This window comes from Nocardia sp. MDA0666, from assembly GCF_003023875.1.
Taxonomy (GTDB): domain Bacteria; phylum Actinomycetota; class Actinomycetes; order Mycobacteriales; family Mycobacteriaceae; genus Nocardia; species Nocardia aobensis.
On the sequence record NZ_PYHT01000006.1, the window covers coordinates 256,271 to 273,176 of the forward strand.

Annotated in this window: 18 protein-coding genes; 11 read left to right on the forward strand and 7 right to left on the reverse strand. The window is 67.2% G+C overall.

Features of this window, described 5'->3' with window-relative positions; all coding sequences use genetic code 11:
* Nucleotides 1-78: 78 nt before the first annotated feature.
* Nucleotides 79-1,191: an AI-2E family transporter gene (locus C8258_RS12725; protein ID WP_106955341.1), complete on the forward strand. Its 1,113-nt coding sequence runs from the start codon at nucleotides 79-81 to the stop codon at nucleotides 1,189-1,191.
* Nucleotides 1,192-1,203: 12 nt separating this feature from the next.
* Here the strand turns inward: C8258_RS12725 and C8258_RS12730 are convergent, their stop codons facing one another.
* Nucleotides 1,204-1,434, reverse strand: coding sequence for a hypothetical protein (locus tag C8258_RS12730; protein WP_036496920.1), 231 nt, complete (start codon nucleotides 1,432-1,434; stop codon nucleotides 1,204-1,206).
* 206 nt (nucleotides 1,435-1,640) lie between these two features.
* Between C8258_RS12730 and C8258_RS12735 the strand changes: the two genes are divergently transcribed.
* The 7 genes from C8258_RS12735 to C8258_RS12765 all read left to right on the forward strand — a co-directional run bounded on the left by C8258_RS12735 (nucleotide 1,641) and on the right by C8258_RS12765 (nucleotide 7,386).
* On the forward strand, nucleotides 1,641-2,054 hold the full coding sequence (locus C8258_RS12735; RefSeq protein ID WP_036496921.1) for a hypothetical protein: 414 nt from the start codon (nucleotides 1,641-1,643) through the stop codon (nucleotides 2,052-2,054).
* Between the two features lie 74 nt (nucleotides 2,055-2,128).
* Entirely contained in the window at nucleotides 2,129-3,136 is a 1,008-nt protein-coding gene (locus tag C8258_RS12740) for an adenylate/guanylate cyclase domain-containing protein (RefSeq protein ID WP_106955342.1), read from the forward strand.
* Nucleotides 3,137-3,813: 677 nt separating this feature from the next.
* Nucleotides 3,814-4,818 carry an ATP-binding cassette domain-containing protein gene (locus C8258_RS12745; RefSeq protein WP_106955343.1) on the forward strand — a complete coding sequence of 335 codons (1,005 nt, stop codon included), beginning with the start codon at nucleotides 3,814-3,816 and terminating at the stop codon, nucleotides 4,816-4,818.
* On the forward strand, nucleotides 4,815-5,657 hold the full coding sequence (locus tag C8258_RS12750) for an ABC transporter permease (RefSeq protein WP_051043474.1): 843 nt from the start codon (nucleotides 4,815-4,817) through the stop codon (nucleotides 5,655-5,657). The genes C8258_RS12745 and C8258_RS12750 overlap by 4 nt, the downstream gene beginning before the upstream one ends.
* Before the next feature lie 53 nt (nucleotides 5,658-5,710).
* Entirely contained in the window at nucleotides 5,711-5,929 is a 219-nt protein-coding gene (locus C8258_RS12755; protein ID WP_106955344.1) for a hypothetical protein, read from the forward strand.
* A 45-nt stretch (nucleotides 5,930-5,974) separates the two neighbouring features.
* Nucleotides 5,975-6,502 carry a peptidylprolyl isomerase gene (locus tag C8258_RS12760; protein ID WP_036496926.1) on the forward strand — a complete coding sequence of 176 codons (528 nt, stop codon included), beginning with the start codon at nucleotides 5,975-5,977 and terminating at the stop codon, nucleotides 6,500-6,502.
* Between the two features lie 14 nt (nucleotides 6,503-6,516).
* The gene (locus tag C8258_RS12765; RefSeq protein WP_106955345.1) at nucleotides 6,517-7,386 is read left to right on the forward strand and encodes a rhomboid family intramembrane serine protease; all 870 of its coding nucleotides are present in this window, start codon (nucleotides 6,517-6,519) and stop codon (nucleotides 7,384-7,386) included.
* Nucleotides 7,387-7,410: 24 nt separating this feature from the next.
* Here C8258_RS12765 and C8258_RS12770 read toward each other — a convergent pair whose 3' ends face one another.
* Nucleotides 7,411-7,929, reverse strand: coding sequence for a PH domain-containing protein (locus C8258_RS12770; RefSeq protein ID WP_106955346.1), 519 nt, complete (start codon nucleotides 7,927-7,929; stop codon nucleotides 7,411-7,413).
* Between the two features lie 113 nt (nucleotides 7,930-8,042).
* Nucleotides 8,043-8,306, reverse strand: coding sequence for a cell division protein CrgA (gene crgA / locus C8258_RS12775; RefSeq protein ID WP_030516702.1), 264 nt, complete (start codon nucleotides 8,304-8,306; stop codon nucleotides 8,043-8,045).
* 82 nt (nucleotides 8,307-8,388) lie between these two features.
* Between crgA and C8258_RS12780 the strand changes: the two genes are divergently transcribed.
* The 3 genes from C8258_RS12780 (at nucleotide 8,389) to C8258_RS12790 (ending at nucleotide 10,339) form a co-directional block, all read left to right on the forward strand.
* The gene (locus tag C8258_RS12780) at nucleotides 8,389-9,027 is read left to right on the forward strand and encodes an aminodeoxychorismate/anthranilate synthase component II (protein WP_036496928.1); all 639 of its coding nucleotides are present in this window, start codon (nucleotides 8,389-8,391) and stop codon (nucleotides 9,025-9,027) included.
* A 95-nt stretch (nucleotides 9,028-9,122) separates the two neighbouring features.
* Nucleotides 9,123-9,836 carry a dihydrofolate reductase family protein gene (locus C8258_RS12785; RefSeq protein ID WP_106955347.1) on the forward strand — a complete coding sequence of 238 codons (714 nt, stop codon included), beginning with the start codon at nucleotides 9,123-9,125 and terminating at the stop codon, nucleotides 9,834-9,836.
* Nucleotides 9,833-10,339 (forward strand): deaminase, encoded by a 507-nt coding sequence (locus tag C8258_RS12790; RefSeq protein WP_232329212.1) that lies wholly within the window; start codon nucleotides 9,833-9,835, stop codon nucleotides 10,337-10,339. Before C8258_RS12785 ends, C8258_RS12790 begins: the two co-directional genes overlap by 4 nt.
* 13 nt (nucleotides 10,340-10,352) lie before the next feature.
* On the opposite strand, the gene pknB is transcribed toward C8258_RS12790, so the two are convergent.
* The 4 genes from pknB to C8258_RS12810 all read right to left on the reverse strand — a co-directional run bounded on the left by pknB (nucleotide 10,353) and on the right by C8258_RS12810 (nucleotide 16,780).
* Nucleotides 10,353-12,254: a Stk1 family PASTA domain-containing Ser/Thr kinase gene (gene pknB, locus C8258_RS12795; RefSeq protein WP_106955348.1), complete on the reverse strand. Its 1,902-nt coding sequence runs from the start codon at nucleotides 12,252-12,254 to the stop codon at nucleotides 10,353-10,355.
* Nucleotides 12,251-13,750 carry a protein kinase gene (locus C8258_RS12800; protein ID WP_106955349.1) on the reverse strand — a complete coding sequence of 500 codons (1,500 nt, stop codon included), beginning with the start codon at nucleotides 13,748-13,750 and terminating at the stop codon, nucleotides 12,251-12,253. Before C8258_RS12800 ends, pknB begins: the two co-directional genes overlap by 4 nt.
* Nucleotides 13,751-13,832: 82 nt before the next feature.
* Nucleotides 13,833-15,299, reverse strand: coding sequence for a penicillin-binding protein 2 (locus C8258_RS12805; RefSeq protein ID WP_106955350.1), 1,467 nt, complete (start codon nucleotides 15,297-15,299; stop codon nucleotides 13,833-13,835).
* A complete protein-coding gene (locus tag C8258_RS12810; protein WP_036496933.1) occupies nucleotides 15,296-16,780 on the reverse strand; it encodes an FtsW/RodA/SpoVE family cell cycle protein in 1,485 nt (494 codons plus the stop codon). Before C8258_RS12810 ends, C8258_RS12805 begins: the two co-directional genes overlap by 4 nt.
* Nucleotides 16,781-16,906 lie beyond the last annotated feature (126 nt).

Genomic DNA, 16,906 nt, shown 5'->3' on the forward strand with positions numbered 1-16,906 from the left:
AGGACCTGCCGGGCCGGTCGGAGCCGTAGTGTCGGTCGGAGAATCGACAGTCCGGTCTGCGGCGGCGAGGTAATTCCGATGCAATTGCGACGAGATCGGCCCGCGCGGGCCGAACGAGCAGCTCCGCCACCCGCTTCCGGGGGAACATGGCCGCTTCCGCGGGGACTGATCGTGATGCTGTCCGTTGCCGGCGCCGTGGTGGCAGTCCTGGGAATGAGGGCGTTCGCCGGTGTGCTCGGTCCCACCTTCCTGGCGCTGATGCTGACCATGGCCGTTCAGCCGGTGCAGACCTGGGTACAGCGGCGCGGCTGGCGGCCGTGGATCGGGATGGTGGCGGCGCTGATCCTGGTTGTACTGATCCTGCTCGTCCTGCTCGGCGCGCTGGTGCTCTCGATCGCGCAATTGGCATCCGAACTGCCGAAATACTCCGACAAACTCGACGACATGCTCAACGGCGTGCGGGATACCCTCGCCGATCTGGGGGTGGATACCGAGCAGATCCACAACGCGCTCAACGGCCTGGATGTGGGCAAGGTCGTCGATGTCCTGTCCGTCGCGCTGAGCAATGCGCTCGGAATCTTCTCCAATCTGTTCTTCGTGCTGGCACTGCTGCTGTTCATGGCGATCGACGGCATGATGATCGATCGGAAACTGGCGGTGGTCGCCAAGGCTCGACCCGAAATCGCGTATGCGCTGGGCGTATTCGCCAGCGGCACCCGGAAGTACCTGGTGGTTTCCACGGTATTCGGCTTGATCGTCGCCGTCTTCGACGGCGGTGCGCTGTGGCTGATGGGCGTGCCGCTTCCGCTTTTGTGGGCGCTGCTGTCGTTCATCACCAACTACATTCCGAATATCGGTTTCGTCATCGGCTTGATTCCGCCGGCGCTGCTGGCGCTGCTCGACAGCGGGCCGATCCTGATGGTGTGGGTGATCGTCGTCTACTCGGTGATCAATTTCGTCATTCAGTCGATCATCCAGCCCAAATTCGTCGGGGATGCGGTCGGCCTCAGCGTGACCGTGACGTTCCTGTCGCTGGTCTTCTGGTCGTGGGTCCTGGGAGCGCTCGGTGCGCTGCTGGCGATTCCGCTGACCCTGTTGATGAAGGCGCTGCTGCTCGATATCGATCCGACCACCCGGTGGGTCGGCGTGCTGATCCAGGACCGGGCGCCCGAACCGGACGAGGAACCGTAGCCGGCGGCGACCTCAGCCGGCGGAGTCGGGCAGTTGTGCCATTCCCAGCAGTGTCAGGCCGAGCGAATCGATCCGCGCGAGCACACCCCGCATGGCCGTGGCATCGGAGAGTGCGCCGAACAGCGTGGTCGTGCCCGCCGAGGAATGCTCGCTGCGGCTCAACTCCGGAAATGCCGCCAGGGCCCGCTCGGACAATTCACCATCGATGACGAACTGATAGCGGATCGACAACGACCAACTCACCTCCTCGGCCGGGTTGCCTGCTCGCCTCCAGGCTCGTGCACCACCGCTGGTGGTCGCCTCATCCGCCCGGGATGAGCTCGAGATCCGGCCGCGAACCGGTCCGGCGGAACGACCGCGCCCGATACTCACCCGCCACGGGTGAAGTCACGGCGCGTCGCGATGGGCACATTCATGGGAAAGCCCCTCGGCTGGGAAGGAGTTCTGCCATGACCACAACCCCGCAGGAGCATCCGGTACGTCAGGGCATCGCCGCCGGAACATCGATCGGCGCGGCGATCCTGCTGGTCACCGTCGGTGTGCTCTCGATTCTGGAAGGAATTTCGGCGGTCGCCAACGACAACCTGTTCGTCGTGGGGATCGACTACGTCTACCAGTTCGACACCACGACCTGGGGATGGATCCACATCGTGCTGGGGATCCTGCTGGTCATCGCCGCCCTCGGTCTGATGGCCGGCACCACGTGGGGCCGGATCGTGGCAATCACGTTGGCGGCGTTGTCGATTCTCGCGAACTTTTTGTGGCTGCCGTACTACCCGGCGTGGTCGATCCTGGTGATCGCGTTGAATGTCGTGGTGATCTGGGCGGTCGCGACCTGGCAGCCCGGCCCGGACCGCGTGTGACCGACCGGGTCGCTCGGCTGTGACAAGTCATCGGCGGGCGACCCGGCTCCGGCGGGATCCGTATCGTCGGAATTATGGCCTCCCCGGAGCTGTCGAAGCTGGTCCAGTCGGTCGTCGAGCCGTATCTACTGGAGGGACCTCGCCGCTACAACCGGGTCGAGGTCGCGGAACTGTCGGGTGTGCCGGCCGATCTGTCCCGGCGGCTGTGGGTTTCGCTCGGCTTTCCGGCTCATGACGACGACGCCGCGGTGGAATTCACCGACGGCGATGTGAACGCGGTCCGGAACTTCCGCAGTCTCGACGCGCTGGCCGGCGCCGATGTGCGCCGGCAGCAGGCGGCCGCGCGCACCCTCGGGCAGTCGATGGCGCGATTGGCGGAATGGCAGGTCGATCTGGTCGCGGAGGAGATCGCCGACCGGATCCGGTCGATCACGGCGGGCGATCCCGGGGTGGACCAGGACAAGGTGGCCCGGGAGGCGACCGCCGAGGTGGTGTCGGCGCTGCAGCAACTGCAGGCATATGCGTGGCGGCGGCATCTCGCGGCGGCGCTGACACGGTCCCTGGCCGGCGACGGTACGGGAGAAACGTTGCGGGAGTTGGCCGTCGGATTCGCGGATATGGTCGGCTACACCCGGCTGACCCGGCATCTGGAAGCCGATGAACTGGACGATCTGCTCGAGTCGTTCGAATCCGTCACCACGGATGCGATCACCGCGAACGGTGGCTGGACCATCAAGAACGTCGGCGACGAGGTCATGTTCGCGGCCGAATCCGCGGTGGCCGCCGGCCGGATCGCATTGGCGATCCAGGAAGCCACGACGAGTGCCGGAACCACCCCTGAACTGCGGGTCGGGCTGGCCTATGGGCAAGTGTTGCAACGGTTCGGTGATCTCTACGGTTCGGTGGTGAATACCGCGGCGCGGCTGACCGGTGTCGCGCGGCCGGGCACCGTCCTGGTGGACGACGGCGCGGCAACACAATTGGCGGACGAACCCGAGTTCTCGCTGCGGAATCTGCGCAGTGTGCGAGTGCGTGGAATCAACCGTCTGGGTTCCCATGTGCTGCGGCGGAACGGGAGCTGAAAGTGCTGTCGCACAACGGGGGAAGCGGTCCGTGTGCCGCTCGGAAAAGTCCGGGAATTGGAAGCGGGCCTCGGCGAAGGGGGGGAGTTAGCCGAGGCCCGCGTAGGGTCGGCCCGGGGGGGAGGGGCCGACGTGACTGATCCTACGCGACGATTCTCGTTTGTGTCTGCATGAGGGGCGCTAGTTTCGAAATTTTTTTCTCTGGCGTGTTGCGGGGCGGCTCGTCCGGTTTGCCGAGAGCCGGATAGCCGTCACGGTGGCAATCGCGAATTATGTTGCGACGCAGCGGAATAAACTTGTTCCACGTGAAACGATCGGCGGTGGCGAGGCCTCGTCGCCGGCGTCGAATTCGGTAGCTGTGCGGGTGTGGCGCCGCCCAGTCGTGGGCGTTTTCACACCTTTGGGGCTTTACGCGAGCGACGGTAGGTAGCCGCGCGGGACGTACTCGAGTAGTGCACTACTCGCGACCTTCGAGTGCGGGCGCGGGACTATCGAATCGGTCGCATCCCGCCGGCACCCCCGAGCACCGCCGGATCCCGGGATGCGACCACCTCCGTTTCCCGGCCGGTCGAGCCGGTGCGCGATGTGGGCTTATTCGGATGAACTTGTCGGTGGTGTGGGCAATACTGCACGGCAGTAGCAAACCTCACATCCACATCGAACGGCAGGGGAAAAGCATGCCCGACGCCATCATCGCCGAGGGTTTGGTCAAGAAATACGGTCGGCTCGTCGCCCTCGACGGGCTCGATCTCGCGGTTCCCGAGGGAACGGTGACCGCACTGCTCGGCCCCAACGGCGCCGGGAAGACCACGACCGTCCGGGTGCTGACCACGCTGCTCACACCCGATGCCGGCCGCGCCACCGTCGCCGGTATCGATGTCCTGCGCGAACCGCAGCGGTTACGCGCGCACATCGGCGCCTCCGGCCAGTACGCGGCCGTGGACGAATACCTCACCGGCTTCGAGAATCTGGAGATGGTGGGGCGGCTCTACCACCTGGGCATCCAGCGCAGTAAACAGCGTGCCCGGGAACTGCTCGAACGCTTCCGGCTCAGCGAGGCGGCCGATCGGCCGGTGAAGGGTTACTCCGGCGGGATGCGCCGCCGCCTGGACCTGGCCGGCGCCCTGGTGGCGAATCCGCCGGTGTTGTTCCTCGACGAGCCCACCACCGGCCTCGACCCGCGGGCCCGGCTGGATCTGTGGGATGTGATCGAGGAACTGGTCGCCGGCGGTACCACCCTGCTGCTGACCACGCAGTACATGGAGGAAGCGGACCGGCTGGCCGATGCGATCGCGGTGATCGACCACGGCAGGGTCATCGCGCGCGGCACCGCCGACGAGCTCAAGACCCTGGTCGGGGGCGACCGGATCGAGCTGACCGTCGAACACGCCGACGTCCTCGCCGTCGCGCAGCAGGCCCTGGCCGGGCTCGCCGTCGGCGATATCCACGTCGAACCGGGATTGCGGCGGCTCACCATCCCCGTCGACGACGGCTCACAGGCGCTGGTCGACACCATCGAGCGGCTGTCCGCGCACCGGGTGCGCATCCAGGACGTGGGCCTGCGGCGGCCCTCGCTCGACGACGTCTTCCTCACCCTGACCGGGCACGAGGCCGCCGACTCCATCGACCCGGCCGATGCCGCGCAGACCCTCGAACAAGCCACGGAAGGACACAGCAGATGATCACCGCGGCGATCGATACCCGCAGACCGACGCTGGCCGAACGCGCGGCCATCGTTGCCGGTGACAGCCTGACCATCGCCAAGCGCAACGTCATCAAGATCAAACGAGTGCCCGACGTGCTGATCTTCTCGACGCTGTCGCCGATCATGTTCGTCCTGCTGTTCGCCTACATCTTCGGATCGGCGATCAGCGTGCAGGGCACCTCGTATCGCGAATTCCTGATCGCCGGCATCTTCGCCCAGACCTCGGTCTTCGGCGCCACGTTCACCGGCACCAGCCTGGCCGAGGATATGCAGCGTGGAATCATCGACCGGTTCCGCTCGCTGCCGATGGCGCCCTCGGCGGTCCTGGTCGGGCGCACCGTGGCCGACGTCGCCATCAATGTGGTGAGCCTGGTGGTGATGTCGGTGACCGGACTGCTCGTCGGCTGGCGCATCCACGGCTCCTTCCTCGAGGCCGTGCTGGCCTACGTACTGCTGCTGCTGTTCGCCTACGCGATTTCCTGGATCATGGCCGTGGTCGGTCTGCTGGTGCGGGCGCCGGAAGTGTTCAACAACGCCAGTTTCATGGTGATCTTCCCGCTGACCTTCATCGCCAACACTTTCGTGCCCAGCGAGGTGCTACCCACGCCGCTGCGCGTGGTCGCGGAATGGAATCCGGTCTCGGCGGTGACGCAGGCGACGCGCGATCTGTTCGGCAACACGAGTCCGGCGAATCCCACGCCCGACGTGTGGTCGCTGCAGCATCCGGTGGCGACGACATTGATCTGGGTGGTGGCGATTCTGGTGATCTTCGTGCCACTGGCACTTCGTCAGTTCAAGCGGTCCGTCAGCCGGTGAGGCTCTCACCTGGCGCTACTGCGGCCGGCCCGGGGCTGTGACAGCATGGGGGCATGCAGTTGGGCAGTTCCCGGAAATCCGGTCGGTTGCGTAATCGGCTCATCGCGGCGGGCGTTGCCGCGGCCGCGGGCGGTGCCGCATGGGCGGCCGCCTCACGTCGCCCGCAGCCGCCGGAGCCGGCCGCGGAACCGCCGCGGCTGGGATATGCGGGCGGAGCGACCGCACCTGGGACGGCGGCGCAGCCGGCCGACGACGCGGCGCACACCGGCTAGGCGCGCCCTGCGAGTACGGACAGCCGACATGGCACGATATTCGGCGTGACCTCACCGAATCAGACCGCCGTGGCCGTCCTGCACACCAACCTCGGCGATATCAAGATCTCGCTCTTCGGTAACCACGCCCCGAAGACGGTGCGCAACTTCGTCGGCCTCGCCGACGGCAGCGCGGCCTACACGACGAAGAACGCCGGCGGCGGCACCTCCGGACCGTTCTACGACGGCAGCGTATTCCACCGCGTGATCGACGGTTTCATGATTCAGGGCGGTGACCCGACGGGTACCGGCCGTGGTGGGCCGGGCTACGAATTCGCCGACGAATTCCACCCCGAACTGCGCTTCGACCGCGGCTACCTGCTGGCCATGGCCAACGCCGGGCCCGGCACCAACGGTTCGCAGTTCTTCATCACCGTCGGTGCGCAGCCGCACCTGAACCGCCGCCACACCATCTTCGGCGAAGTGGTGGACGCCGATTCGCGCAAGGTCGTCGACGCCATCGCGACCACCGCGACCGACCGCAACGACCGGCCGAAGGAGCCGGTCGTCATCTCGAGCATCACCCTGAGCTGACCCATCGGAGTTTCGTGAATCCGCAACCGCCCGCACCGACCTGCTACCGCCATCCCGATCGCACCACCGGCCTGGCATGCACGCGGTGCGGGCGGCCGGCGTGCCCCCAATGTCTGCAACCGGCCGCCGTCGGACAGCACTGTGCGGAGTGTGTCGCGCAGGGGCGCAGCGATATTCGTTCCGGCCGGCCGGCCGTCAGCGGTCCGTCCGCCACCGCAGGTCGCACGCCGTATGTCACCTACGCGTTGATCGCGATCAATGTCGCGGTCTTCGCGGTCACCGCGAGCCAAGCCCACAGTGTCACCGACAATCATCTGTCGCAGCTGTTCTACGACTGGGTGCTCGCACCGAAGTGGGTCGCACAGGGGCAGTGGATTCGCGTCCTCGGTTCCGGGTTCCTGCACTACGGGCCGTTGCACCTGGTGGTCAACATGTTCGCCCTCTACATTCTCGGCCGCGATATCGAACTCGTGCTGGGACGTGCGCGATTCCTCGCGATCTATCTGGTTTCGCTGCTCGGCGGATCGGCGGCGGTCATGTGGCTGGCGACCGATTCCGCCACGGCCGGTGCGTCCGGCGCCATCTACGGCCTGTTCGGCGCGATGACCGTCATTCTGCTGCGGCTGCGGCAGAGTCCCGTGCAGATGCTGGTGTTGATCGCGATCAACCTGCTCATCAGCGTGTCCCTGCCGGGTATCTCGCTGTGGGGCCATCTCGGTGGGCTGGTGGCGGGCACGCTCGCCGCCGCCGGAATCCTGTTCCTACCGGAATGGCTGCGGGCGCGGACCCGGGATTCGATCCGATGGATCGGATGGAGTTCGGTGGCCGGCCTCGCGGCGCTGACGATCGCGCTGATCGGCGCGGGTGCGGCCGTTCTCGCCTGATTCGGTCCCCGGCGGATCCCGGTGTCAGTTGTTGCGGGGTTCGGGGGGGACGAGACCGTGCACGCTCATCACATCCAGGACGTCCTGGGGGTGGGTACCGAGGTCCCAGCGGCCGAAGATCACCAGCCGCTCCTCGCCCTTGTGGTCGACGTCGAGTTCCAGATTGGGGATGCTGCGGCCCAGGCGCCGGAACCCGACGACTCGGGCCCGCAGAATCTGGTCGGGACCGTAGCCGACCGGCCCGAGCAGGCCACGAATCACCAGCTGGGCCGGTTTTCCGGGAACGACAGTCAGGCGTGGGCGCTGTCGGAAGCCCAGTCCGGCCAGGCACAGCAGCAGCGCCGCGGCCAAGCCGATCAACAGCCGGCTCGGTGCGTCGGAGGCGAACGCGGCGGCCACGGCCAGCGCCACTCCGCCGAGGGAGACAGCGGCCAGGGCGGGCGCCGGCGTGGACCACTCGAGCCGGGGCGCCGGCTCCGAACTACCGAATTCCCCAGCGGACCCCGGACGATCGGACTCGGGGTGTTCGGGCGGTGTGCTCACGGTCCCCAATTGCTCCTCGAGTTGTCCACAGAATCATCCACAGGTGTGCATGAATCACACGCGTGTAATAAGCGCAAACGCCGCGCGATCAGCGCCACCGTGCGACAGAACGCTCAGCGCCACCGCATCGTCATGATCAGGCCGATCACCATCAGTCCGAAGCCGATCAGGAAGTTCCAGGCGTTGAGATCGCTCATCCACTGGATGTGGTCGGCGCCCAGGTAGTAGACCAGCAACCACGCCAGACCGGCCAGCATGAAGCCGAGCATGATCGCCACATACCAGACCGGCGACGGACCGCCCTTCACCTTCACCGGAGTGCGGCTGGTCGGGTTGATCGTGTAGTCGGTCTTCTTGCGGACCTTCGACTTGGGCATGACGTCCTCGTATTCGGCGTGCAGGTCTGCCTAAAGGCTATCTCAGCTGCGTATCGATGGTGGCGCCACGTACTCTCGAACCATGCGTGTTCTGGTCGTCGACAATTACGACAGCTTCGTATTCAACCTGGTCCAATATCTGGGCCAGCTGGGTGCCGAGGCGACCGTCTGGCGCAACGACGACTCCCGGCTGCAGGACACCGACGCCGTGGCCGCCGATTTCGACGGCCTGTTGATCAGCCCGGGCCCGGGCACCCCGGACCGTGCCGGCGCGAGTATCGAACTGGTCCGCGCCTGCGCCAGGACCCGGACTCCGCTGCTCGGCGTGTGCCTGGGACATCAGGCGATCGGAGAGGCGTTCGGCGCGACCGTGACCCGCGCCCCCGAGCTGCTGCACGGTAAGACGAGTTCGGTCTTCCACATCGGTGCCGGAGTGCTGGCGGGGCTGCCCGACCCGTTCACCGCCACCCGCTATCACTCGCTGACCGTGCTCGAGGACACTTTGCCCGGTGATATCGAGGTGATCGGACGCACCGAGAGCGGCATCGTGATGGCCGTACGGCACCGCGACCTGCCCATCCACGGCGTGCAGTTCCACCCCGAATCGGTGCTCACCCAGGGTGGGCACCGGATGCTGGCGAACTGGCTCGAGGTGTGCGGCGAGCGTCCGGCCGAGGGCCTGGTCCAGACGCTCGAATCCGAGGTCGCCGCGCTGGTGTGACCGGGCCGCCGCGCCGGGGCACGCGAAAGCCTCACCGTGACAAGGAGTTTGCGCATGCATGAGCTCGGCGCGGTCATCGTGCCCCGGCGGCGCTGATGGCCCGGCCGTACGTCGTGCTCTCGGTGGCCACCAGCATCGACGGATATATCGATGACGCCGGTCCGCAACGATTGCTGCTGTCCAACGCCGAGGATTTCGATCGTGTCGACCAGGTGCGTGCCGAGTCCGACGCGATTCTGATCGGAGCCGAGACCCTGCGACGCGACGATCCTCGGTTGTCGCTGAACAGTGAGCGGCGACGCGAGGCGCGGATCGCGGCGGGAAAACCCGAATTCCCGGTGCGCGTCGTCGTCACCGCGAGCGGTGAACTCGATCCCGGGCAGCGGTTGTGGAATCAGGGTGGCCGGCGGCTGGTCTATACGACCACGGCCGGGCGGGAGCGGCTGGGCGATCGGCTCACCGGCCGAGCCGAGGTCGTCGCCCTCGGCAGCTCCGTCGACTTCGGCGCGCTGCTCGACGATCTGGGCGAGCGCGGGATCGCCCGCCTGATGGTCGAGGGCGGTGGCCGCATCCACACCGCCTTCCTGGCGGCGGATCTGGCCGACGAACTGCTGATGGCGGTCGCCCCGGTACTGGTCGGTGACAGCGCGGCCCCGAAATTTTTGCATCCGGCCGACTTTCCCGGCGGTTCTCGGCGCAGAATGGCTTTGGTGGATATCACTCGCCTCGGAGATATCGCAGTCCTGCGGTATCTGCCGCGGCCGGCACCGTCCGATGGGAGTTCGGCGACGATGAAAGACGCACAGTGACAACCGAATCCGATGCGTGGGAGTCGGTCGAGTCGGGCAGCCGTATCCCCGGCCGGCCCGGGGCGCACCGGTTCTGGATGCATCACGCGATCGGCCTGGCCCGGCTGTGCCCGCCCAGTGCCACCGCCTTCTCGGTCGGCGCGGTGATCGTCGGCCCGGACGGCGTCGAACTCGCCCACGGCTACTCCCGTGAAACCGAGGCGAAGGTGCACGCCGAGGAATCGGCACTGAACAAACTCGGCGCCGATCCCCGGCTCGCGCAGGCCACCATCTACAGCACGCTCGAACCGTGTTCCACCCGGGCCTCGGTCGGCCGCGTCCCGTGTGCCGACCGCATCCTGGCCGCCGGAATTCCGCGCGTCGTCATCGCATGGCGTGAACCGCGCACCTTCGTGGAGAACTGTGTCGGCGTGGAGAATCTGCGCGACCACGGAGTCGAGGTGGTCGAACTTCCCGACCTGGCCGAGGAGGCCATGTCGATGAATCGCCACCTCGCGCTGTGATCACCGGCCCGCGTCAGGGCGGGCCGAGCACTCCCGTGACGATCGTGATGGTCGCGTTGCGTGCCACCGACGAACCGGGCCGCGGCTGCTGATCGATCACCCGGCCGACATTGCTCGCGTCGAACGTGCCCTGGGTGCTCTGGCTGATCTGGCCCACACCACCGGTCCAGCCCACCGAGCGCAGTTTGTCCACGGCCTGCGACGGGGTGAGACCGGTCAGCGACGGCATGGTGATCTGATCGCTGGACACCTGCACGGTGATGGTCGAGCCCTTGTCGGCCATCGAACCGCCGGCCGGATCGGTGGACAGCACCTCACCGGCGGGCCGCGACGAGCTGACCTTCTGGATCACGACCTTGAACCCCGCGCTGTCGGCCAGATTCGGTTCCGCCACATCGATCGACTGGCCCACCACATCCGGCACGCGAACCTGGTCCGGCCCCTTGCCGAGGGTGATCGTCACCTTCGAACCGGCATCGATCTTGGTTCCGGCGGCGGGTGATTCGGCGATCACCTTGTCCTTGTCCTCCGGACTGGAGGCGCCGCGCTGGATCTGCGGATCCAGGAGCAGCCCGGCCGCGTTCAAATTCTGCTCGGCCTGTTGCTGGGTCAGTTTCGTCAGCTGTGGCACCGGCACCTGCTGCGGACCGGTCGAAATCTGCAGGGTCACCGTGGACCCCTTGTCGACGCGCGCACCGCCCAGGGGCTGGGTGGCGACCACATTGCCGCTGGCGACCTTGCCGTCCGGTTTCGGCTGGACGGCGACATTGAATCCCAGCTTCTGGAGATCGTTGCGCGCCTGCTCCGCCGGCTGATTGGACAGATCGGGGATCGCGACCTGATCGGGTCTGCTGCCCGGACCGATCAACACCCAGAACAGCGCGACCAGCACCGCGACCACCGCGGCGGCACCGATGCCGATCCACACCTTGCGCCTCGAACCGTCGGATTCGGGTTCCGGCTCGTCGTCGCCGTCGTTGCGTTCGACCGTGCGGTAGCTGCGAGGTTCGGGATCCATACTGCCGAGGAAGGTGGTGCGGTCCTCCTCGGTCATCACCATCGGCGCCTGCGGCTTCTGGCCACCCAGCACCCGGATCAGATCGGCGCGCATCTCGGCGGCGGACTGATACCGGTTGGCCGGATTCTTGCTCATCGCCTTGAGGATGACCGAATCGAGTTCGCGCGGTACGCCCGGATGAACCAGCGAGGGCAGCTTCGGATCCTCGCGGACATGCTGGTAGGCGACCGCGACCGGTGAATCACCGGTGAAAGGCGGCTGTCCCGTGAGGATTTCGTACAGCACACAGCCGACGGAGTACACGTCGGACCGGGCGTCGACCTGTTCGCCGCGCGCCTGTTCCGGTGACAGATACTGCGCGGTGCCGATCACCGCGGCGGTCTGGGTCATCGGATTCGAGCTGTCCGCGATGGCACGCGCGATACCGAAGTCCATCACCTTCACCGCACCCTGGCGGTTGATCATGATGTTGGCCGGCTTCATATCGCGATGCACGATGCCGTTCTTGTGGCTGAAATCCAGTGCGGCACAGACATCGGCGATGATCTCCATCGCCCGGCGCGGCGGCAGCGGACCCTTGCCGCGCACGATATCGCGCAGCGTCTCGCCGTCGACGTACTCCATCACGATGTAGGGCAGCGGGCCGCCGTCGATCTCGGCCTCGCCGGTGTCGTATACCGCGACGATCGCCGGGTGGTTCAACGCCGCCGCGTTCTGTGCCTCGCGCTTGAAGCGCAGATAGAACGTGGGGTCGCGGGCGAGATCCGCGCGCAGCACCTTGATCGCCACGTCGCGCCCGAGCCGCAGGTCGCGAGCCTTGTGCACCTCCGACATACCACCGAATCCGATGATCTCGCCCAGTTCGTAGCGAGAAGACAGATTCTTCGGGGTCGTCATGGCAGTCCTTGTGAGGAGGTGTCAGGGTGTCTACTGCTGTCGGCTTCGTGCGTACCGCCGGCCCCCGGTAGTGAATCGCCGGCCCCCGGCAATGGTAGGTCGAGCGAGGGGACGGACGGGCGTGTTGTGGGACGCGTGGTGCGGGTCGGCCGCTCCCGGGTGGTGGTCGTCGGCGGTGCCGTGGTGGTTGTGGTCGGCGGGGGTGTGGTGGTCGTCGTCGGCTCGGGAGTCGTCGTCACCACCGGCGGCGGGGCCGGTTGGATGGTGGTCGTCGGCTCTTCGTTCGTGGTCCACACCGTGGTCGGCGGCGGGGGCGCGACCACGGAGGTGGTCGACTTCACCGGCGACACCGTCGAATCCGGGGCCTTACCGCTGAGCAGCACCCAGGCGGCCAGGCCGCCGAGCAGAACCGCGCCCGCGCCGAGTCCGGCCATCACCTTCTGACCGGTGGTGAATCCCGGCTTCTCGGTGTCGCCGGCCGGGCCGGGGCCCGGCATCATGGCCGTCGAACCGCCCGCCGCGCCCACCCGGGCCGGTTCAGCGGTCGAATAACGGGCGGTCGCGCCGTCGTAATCACCGCGAGGGATGATCGCGGTCGGGCCGGGCGGGAGGACACGAGTGGCGCCGGTCTGCGGGACCGCACCTCCGCGCGGCGGCGGTGGACGGCGACCGGCCCGGACCGCGGCCACGGCATCGGCGAATTCGCCGCCGCTGTGGTAGCGCCGCGTCGGATCCTTGGTCATCGTGATGTCGATCAGTTCGCGCACGTTCGGCGGCAGATCGGCCGGCATCGGCGGCGGCGCCTCGCGCACATGCTTCATCGCCACCGTCAGGGCACCGTCACCGGTGAACGGCCGATGGCCCGACAGCGCCTCGTAGCCGACGACGCCGAGCGAGTACACGTCACTGGCCGAGGTGGCATCCTCGCCGGTGGCCTGCTCGGGAGCGATGTACTGGGCGGTGCCCATCACCATGCCGGTCTTGGTCACCGGTGAGGCGTCGACCGCCTTCGCGATGCCGAAGTCGGTGATCTTCACCTGGCCGGTGGGGGTGACCAGGATATTGCCGGGCTTCACGTCGCGGTGGACCACGCCCGCGGCATGGGCGACCTCGAGGGCGCGGCTGGTCTGCTCCAGCATGTCCAGACCCTGGCCGACCGAGAGCCGGCCGAGCCGGTTCAGCACCGCGTTGAGCGGTTCGCCCTGGACGAGCTCCATCACCAGATAGGCGGTTTCACCGCCCTGCGGGTCGTAGGTCTCGCCGTAGTCGTAGACCCCCGCGATGCCGGGGTGGTTGAGCTGCGCGGTGGTCTTGGCCTCGGTCTTGAACCGATGCCGGAACGTCGGATCCGCAGAGAATTCGGCCTTGAGGACCTTCACCGCGACCCGGCGGTCCAGGCGGGTGTCCAACGCCTCCCACACCTGGCCCATACCGCCCGTGGCGATCAGACGTTGCAGCCGATACCGATCGGCGATCAGGGCACCGTTGTTCAGCATGGCCGCCCCCGACGGTAGGTTCGCCGATCACGACGTTGTTGCATATCCACCTGGGGTCCTGGTCCTCGCTTACTCATCGTCCTCAGCCCCCCTGCAATCCGGCATCCAGCACCGCCCGTGCCACCGGCGCCGCCACCGATCCGCCGGTCGCGGCCAGCGCGCGGTCGCCGCCGTTCTCCACGATGACCGCGATCGCGATCTTCGGGTTCTGCGCCGGCGCGAACGCGATGTACCAGGCGTGCGGCGGGGTGTTGCGCGGGTCGCTGCCGTGTTCGGCGGTGCCGGTCTTGGAGGCGATCTGGTACGGCCGCGGCTGGGTGCCCCCGGCCGTCGCCTTCTCCGAATCGATCATCAGCCCGGTCAGCTGGCTGGCCACCGGGGCGCTGATCGCCTGCCCGACCGACACCGGTTTGGTGGTGGACAGATCGCGCAGGTCGGGACCCTGGGTCCGGTCGACCAGATGCGGCTCCATCCGCACACCGCCATTGGCTACGGTAGCCGCGATCACCGCATCGTCGAGTGGGGTGAGAGCTACGTCTCGCTGGCCGATGCTGGTCTGGGCCAGCGCCGCGTTGTCCGGAATCGGGCCGACCGTGCTGTCGGCCACCGGGATCGGGATGCCCGAATGCGGGCCGATGCCGAAGGCCGTGGCCTCGTCCTTCAGTTTGGCCGCGCCCACCTTCATGCCGATCTCGGCGAAGGCGGTGTTGCACGAGAGCCGGAACGCGTCGTGCATGGTCGCGGTCGCACCCCCGCCGCAGGGGGTGCCGTTGTAGTTCTCCAGCGTGGTGTTCGTCCCGGGCAGGGTGATGTTCGGCGCCGCGGTGAACGCGTCCTCCGGCTTGATCCCCATCGACAGTGCGGCCGCCGCGACGACGACCTTGAAGGTCGAACCGGGTGGATACGTCTGCGACACCGCACGATTCAACATCGGCTGACTCGGGTCCGCGCTCAGCGATTCCCAGGCCTGGGTGGCGCGCGCGCCGTCGTGCGTGGACAGCTGGTTGGGGTCGTAGCTCGGTGTCGACACCATGGTCAGAATTCGGCCGGTACCCGGTTCGATCGCGACGACGGAGCCGGTGTAACCCTTGCTGGTGAGCTGGTCGTAGGCGACCTTCTGCATCATCGGATTGATGGTGGTCACCACGTTGCCGCCGCGCGGATCGCGGCCGGAGATCATGTCGATCAGGCGGCGGCCGAACAGCGCGCTGTCGGAACCGTTGAGCACCGAATCCTCGGAACGCTCCAGACCGGTGCTGCCGTACTGCATCGAATAGAAGCCGGTCACCGGGGCGTAGGCGGAGGGATCGGTGGGATAGGTGCGCAGGTATTTGTAGCGGTCGTCGGTGGCCACCGAACTGGCGAGCACCGTGCCGCCGGCCGAGATCTGACCGCGCTGGCGGCTGTATTCGTCGAGCAGCACCCGGGAGTTGCGGGGATCGTTGCGCAGGCTGTCGGCCTTGATGACCTGGACGTAGGTCGCGTTCACCAGCAGCGCGACGATCATCACCATGACCGCCATCGCGACCCGGCGGAGCGGGGTGTTCATGCCGGCTCTCCCTTCTCGGGTCGGGGCGTCTCGGCGCGGATCATCTCGGTCTGTGCTTCGGCGATCGGTGCGGCTTCCCGGCGGCGAGCCGGCGCCGGCGCCCGAGCGGCGTCGGAGATCTTCACCAGTAACGCCAGCAGGGCGTAGTTCGCGAGCAGCGAGGAGCCGCCGTAGGACACGAAGGGGGTGGTGAGTCCGGTCAGGGGAATCAGTTTGGTGACGCCACCCACCACCACGAATACCTGAATGGCGATGGTGAACGCCAATCCGGCGGCGAGCAGCTTGCCGAAACTGTCGCGGACCGCCAGGGCCGTGCGCAATCCGCGCACCACGAAGACGGCGAACAGCATCAGCACCACGGTGAGCCCGATCAGGCCCAGCTCCTCACCGATGGTGGCGATGATGAAGTCGGTCTTGGCGAACGGCACCTGGGAAGGCCGGCCGCTGCCGAGTCCGGTCCCGGCCAGGCCGCCGGTCGCGAGCCCGAACAGCGATTGCGAGATCTGGTAGCCGGTGCTGTTGTAGTCGTCGAACGGGTGCAACCACGTCGACACTCGTACCCGCACGTGGCCGAAGGCGTTGTAGGCGAGGAAGAATCCGAGCGCCAGCAGTCCGGCGCCGACGATCAGCCAGCCCACCCGCTCGGTCGCGATGTAGAGCATCGCCAGCACGGTGGCGAAGATCAGCAGCGAGGTGCCGAGGTCCTTCTCGAAGAACAACACGACCAGGCAGGCCGCCCACACCAGCAGAATCGGGCCGAGGTCGCGCGGTCGCGGCAACTCCATTCCCAGGACATGGCGCCCGGCCGCGGTGAACAGATCCCGCTTGGCGACCAGTACCGACGCGAAGAAGATGATCAGCAGGATCTTCGCGAACTCACCCGGCTGCACACTGAAACCGGGCAACCGGATCCAGATCTTGGCGCCGTTGGTTTCGGAGAACCTCCCCGGCAGCAGCGCGGGGATCATCAACGCCACCAGGCCGAGCAGCCCGAGGGTATAGCCGTAGCGGGCCAGGGTGCGGTAGTCGCGCAGCAGCACCAGCACCGCGATGAACAGAGTGATCCCCAGCGCTGTCCACAGCACCTGTTGATTGGCGTCGGGGGAGGGGATCGACCACGAGTTGTGGATCGCGGTCTGCTCGTCGGCGAGATCCAGGCGATGGATCAGCACCAGCCCGAGTCCGTTGAGCAGTGCCGCGATCGGTAACAGCAGCGGATCGGCGAACGGGGCGAAGCGCCGCACCGCGAGATGGGCGACACCGAACAGCGCCAGATAGGCGAAACCCAATTTGGCCAGATCCCAGGTGATTTCCTGATCCTGACTGGCCTCCACCAGCACCAGCGCAACCGTGGTGATGACCACCGCGAAACCCAGCAGCAACAGTTCGACGTTGCGGCGGGTCGAGGGTGGCGGCGCGGGAGCGAACCCGCCCGGTGGACTGGGGAACGCTCCAGCGGACGGCGGTGCCGGTGCGGACATCAGTCCGCCTTCCTGCAGTTCTCCCCCGGAGTCTGAGGGGCCGGCGCCGCGGTGGTGGGTGCCGGCTGCTCGGAATGGGCGGGGGCATTGGTCGGGTTCGGCGCGGACGTACCCGGGGTGTTGGGC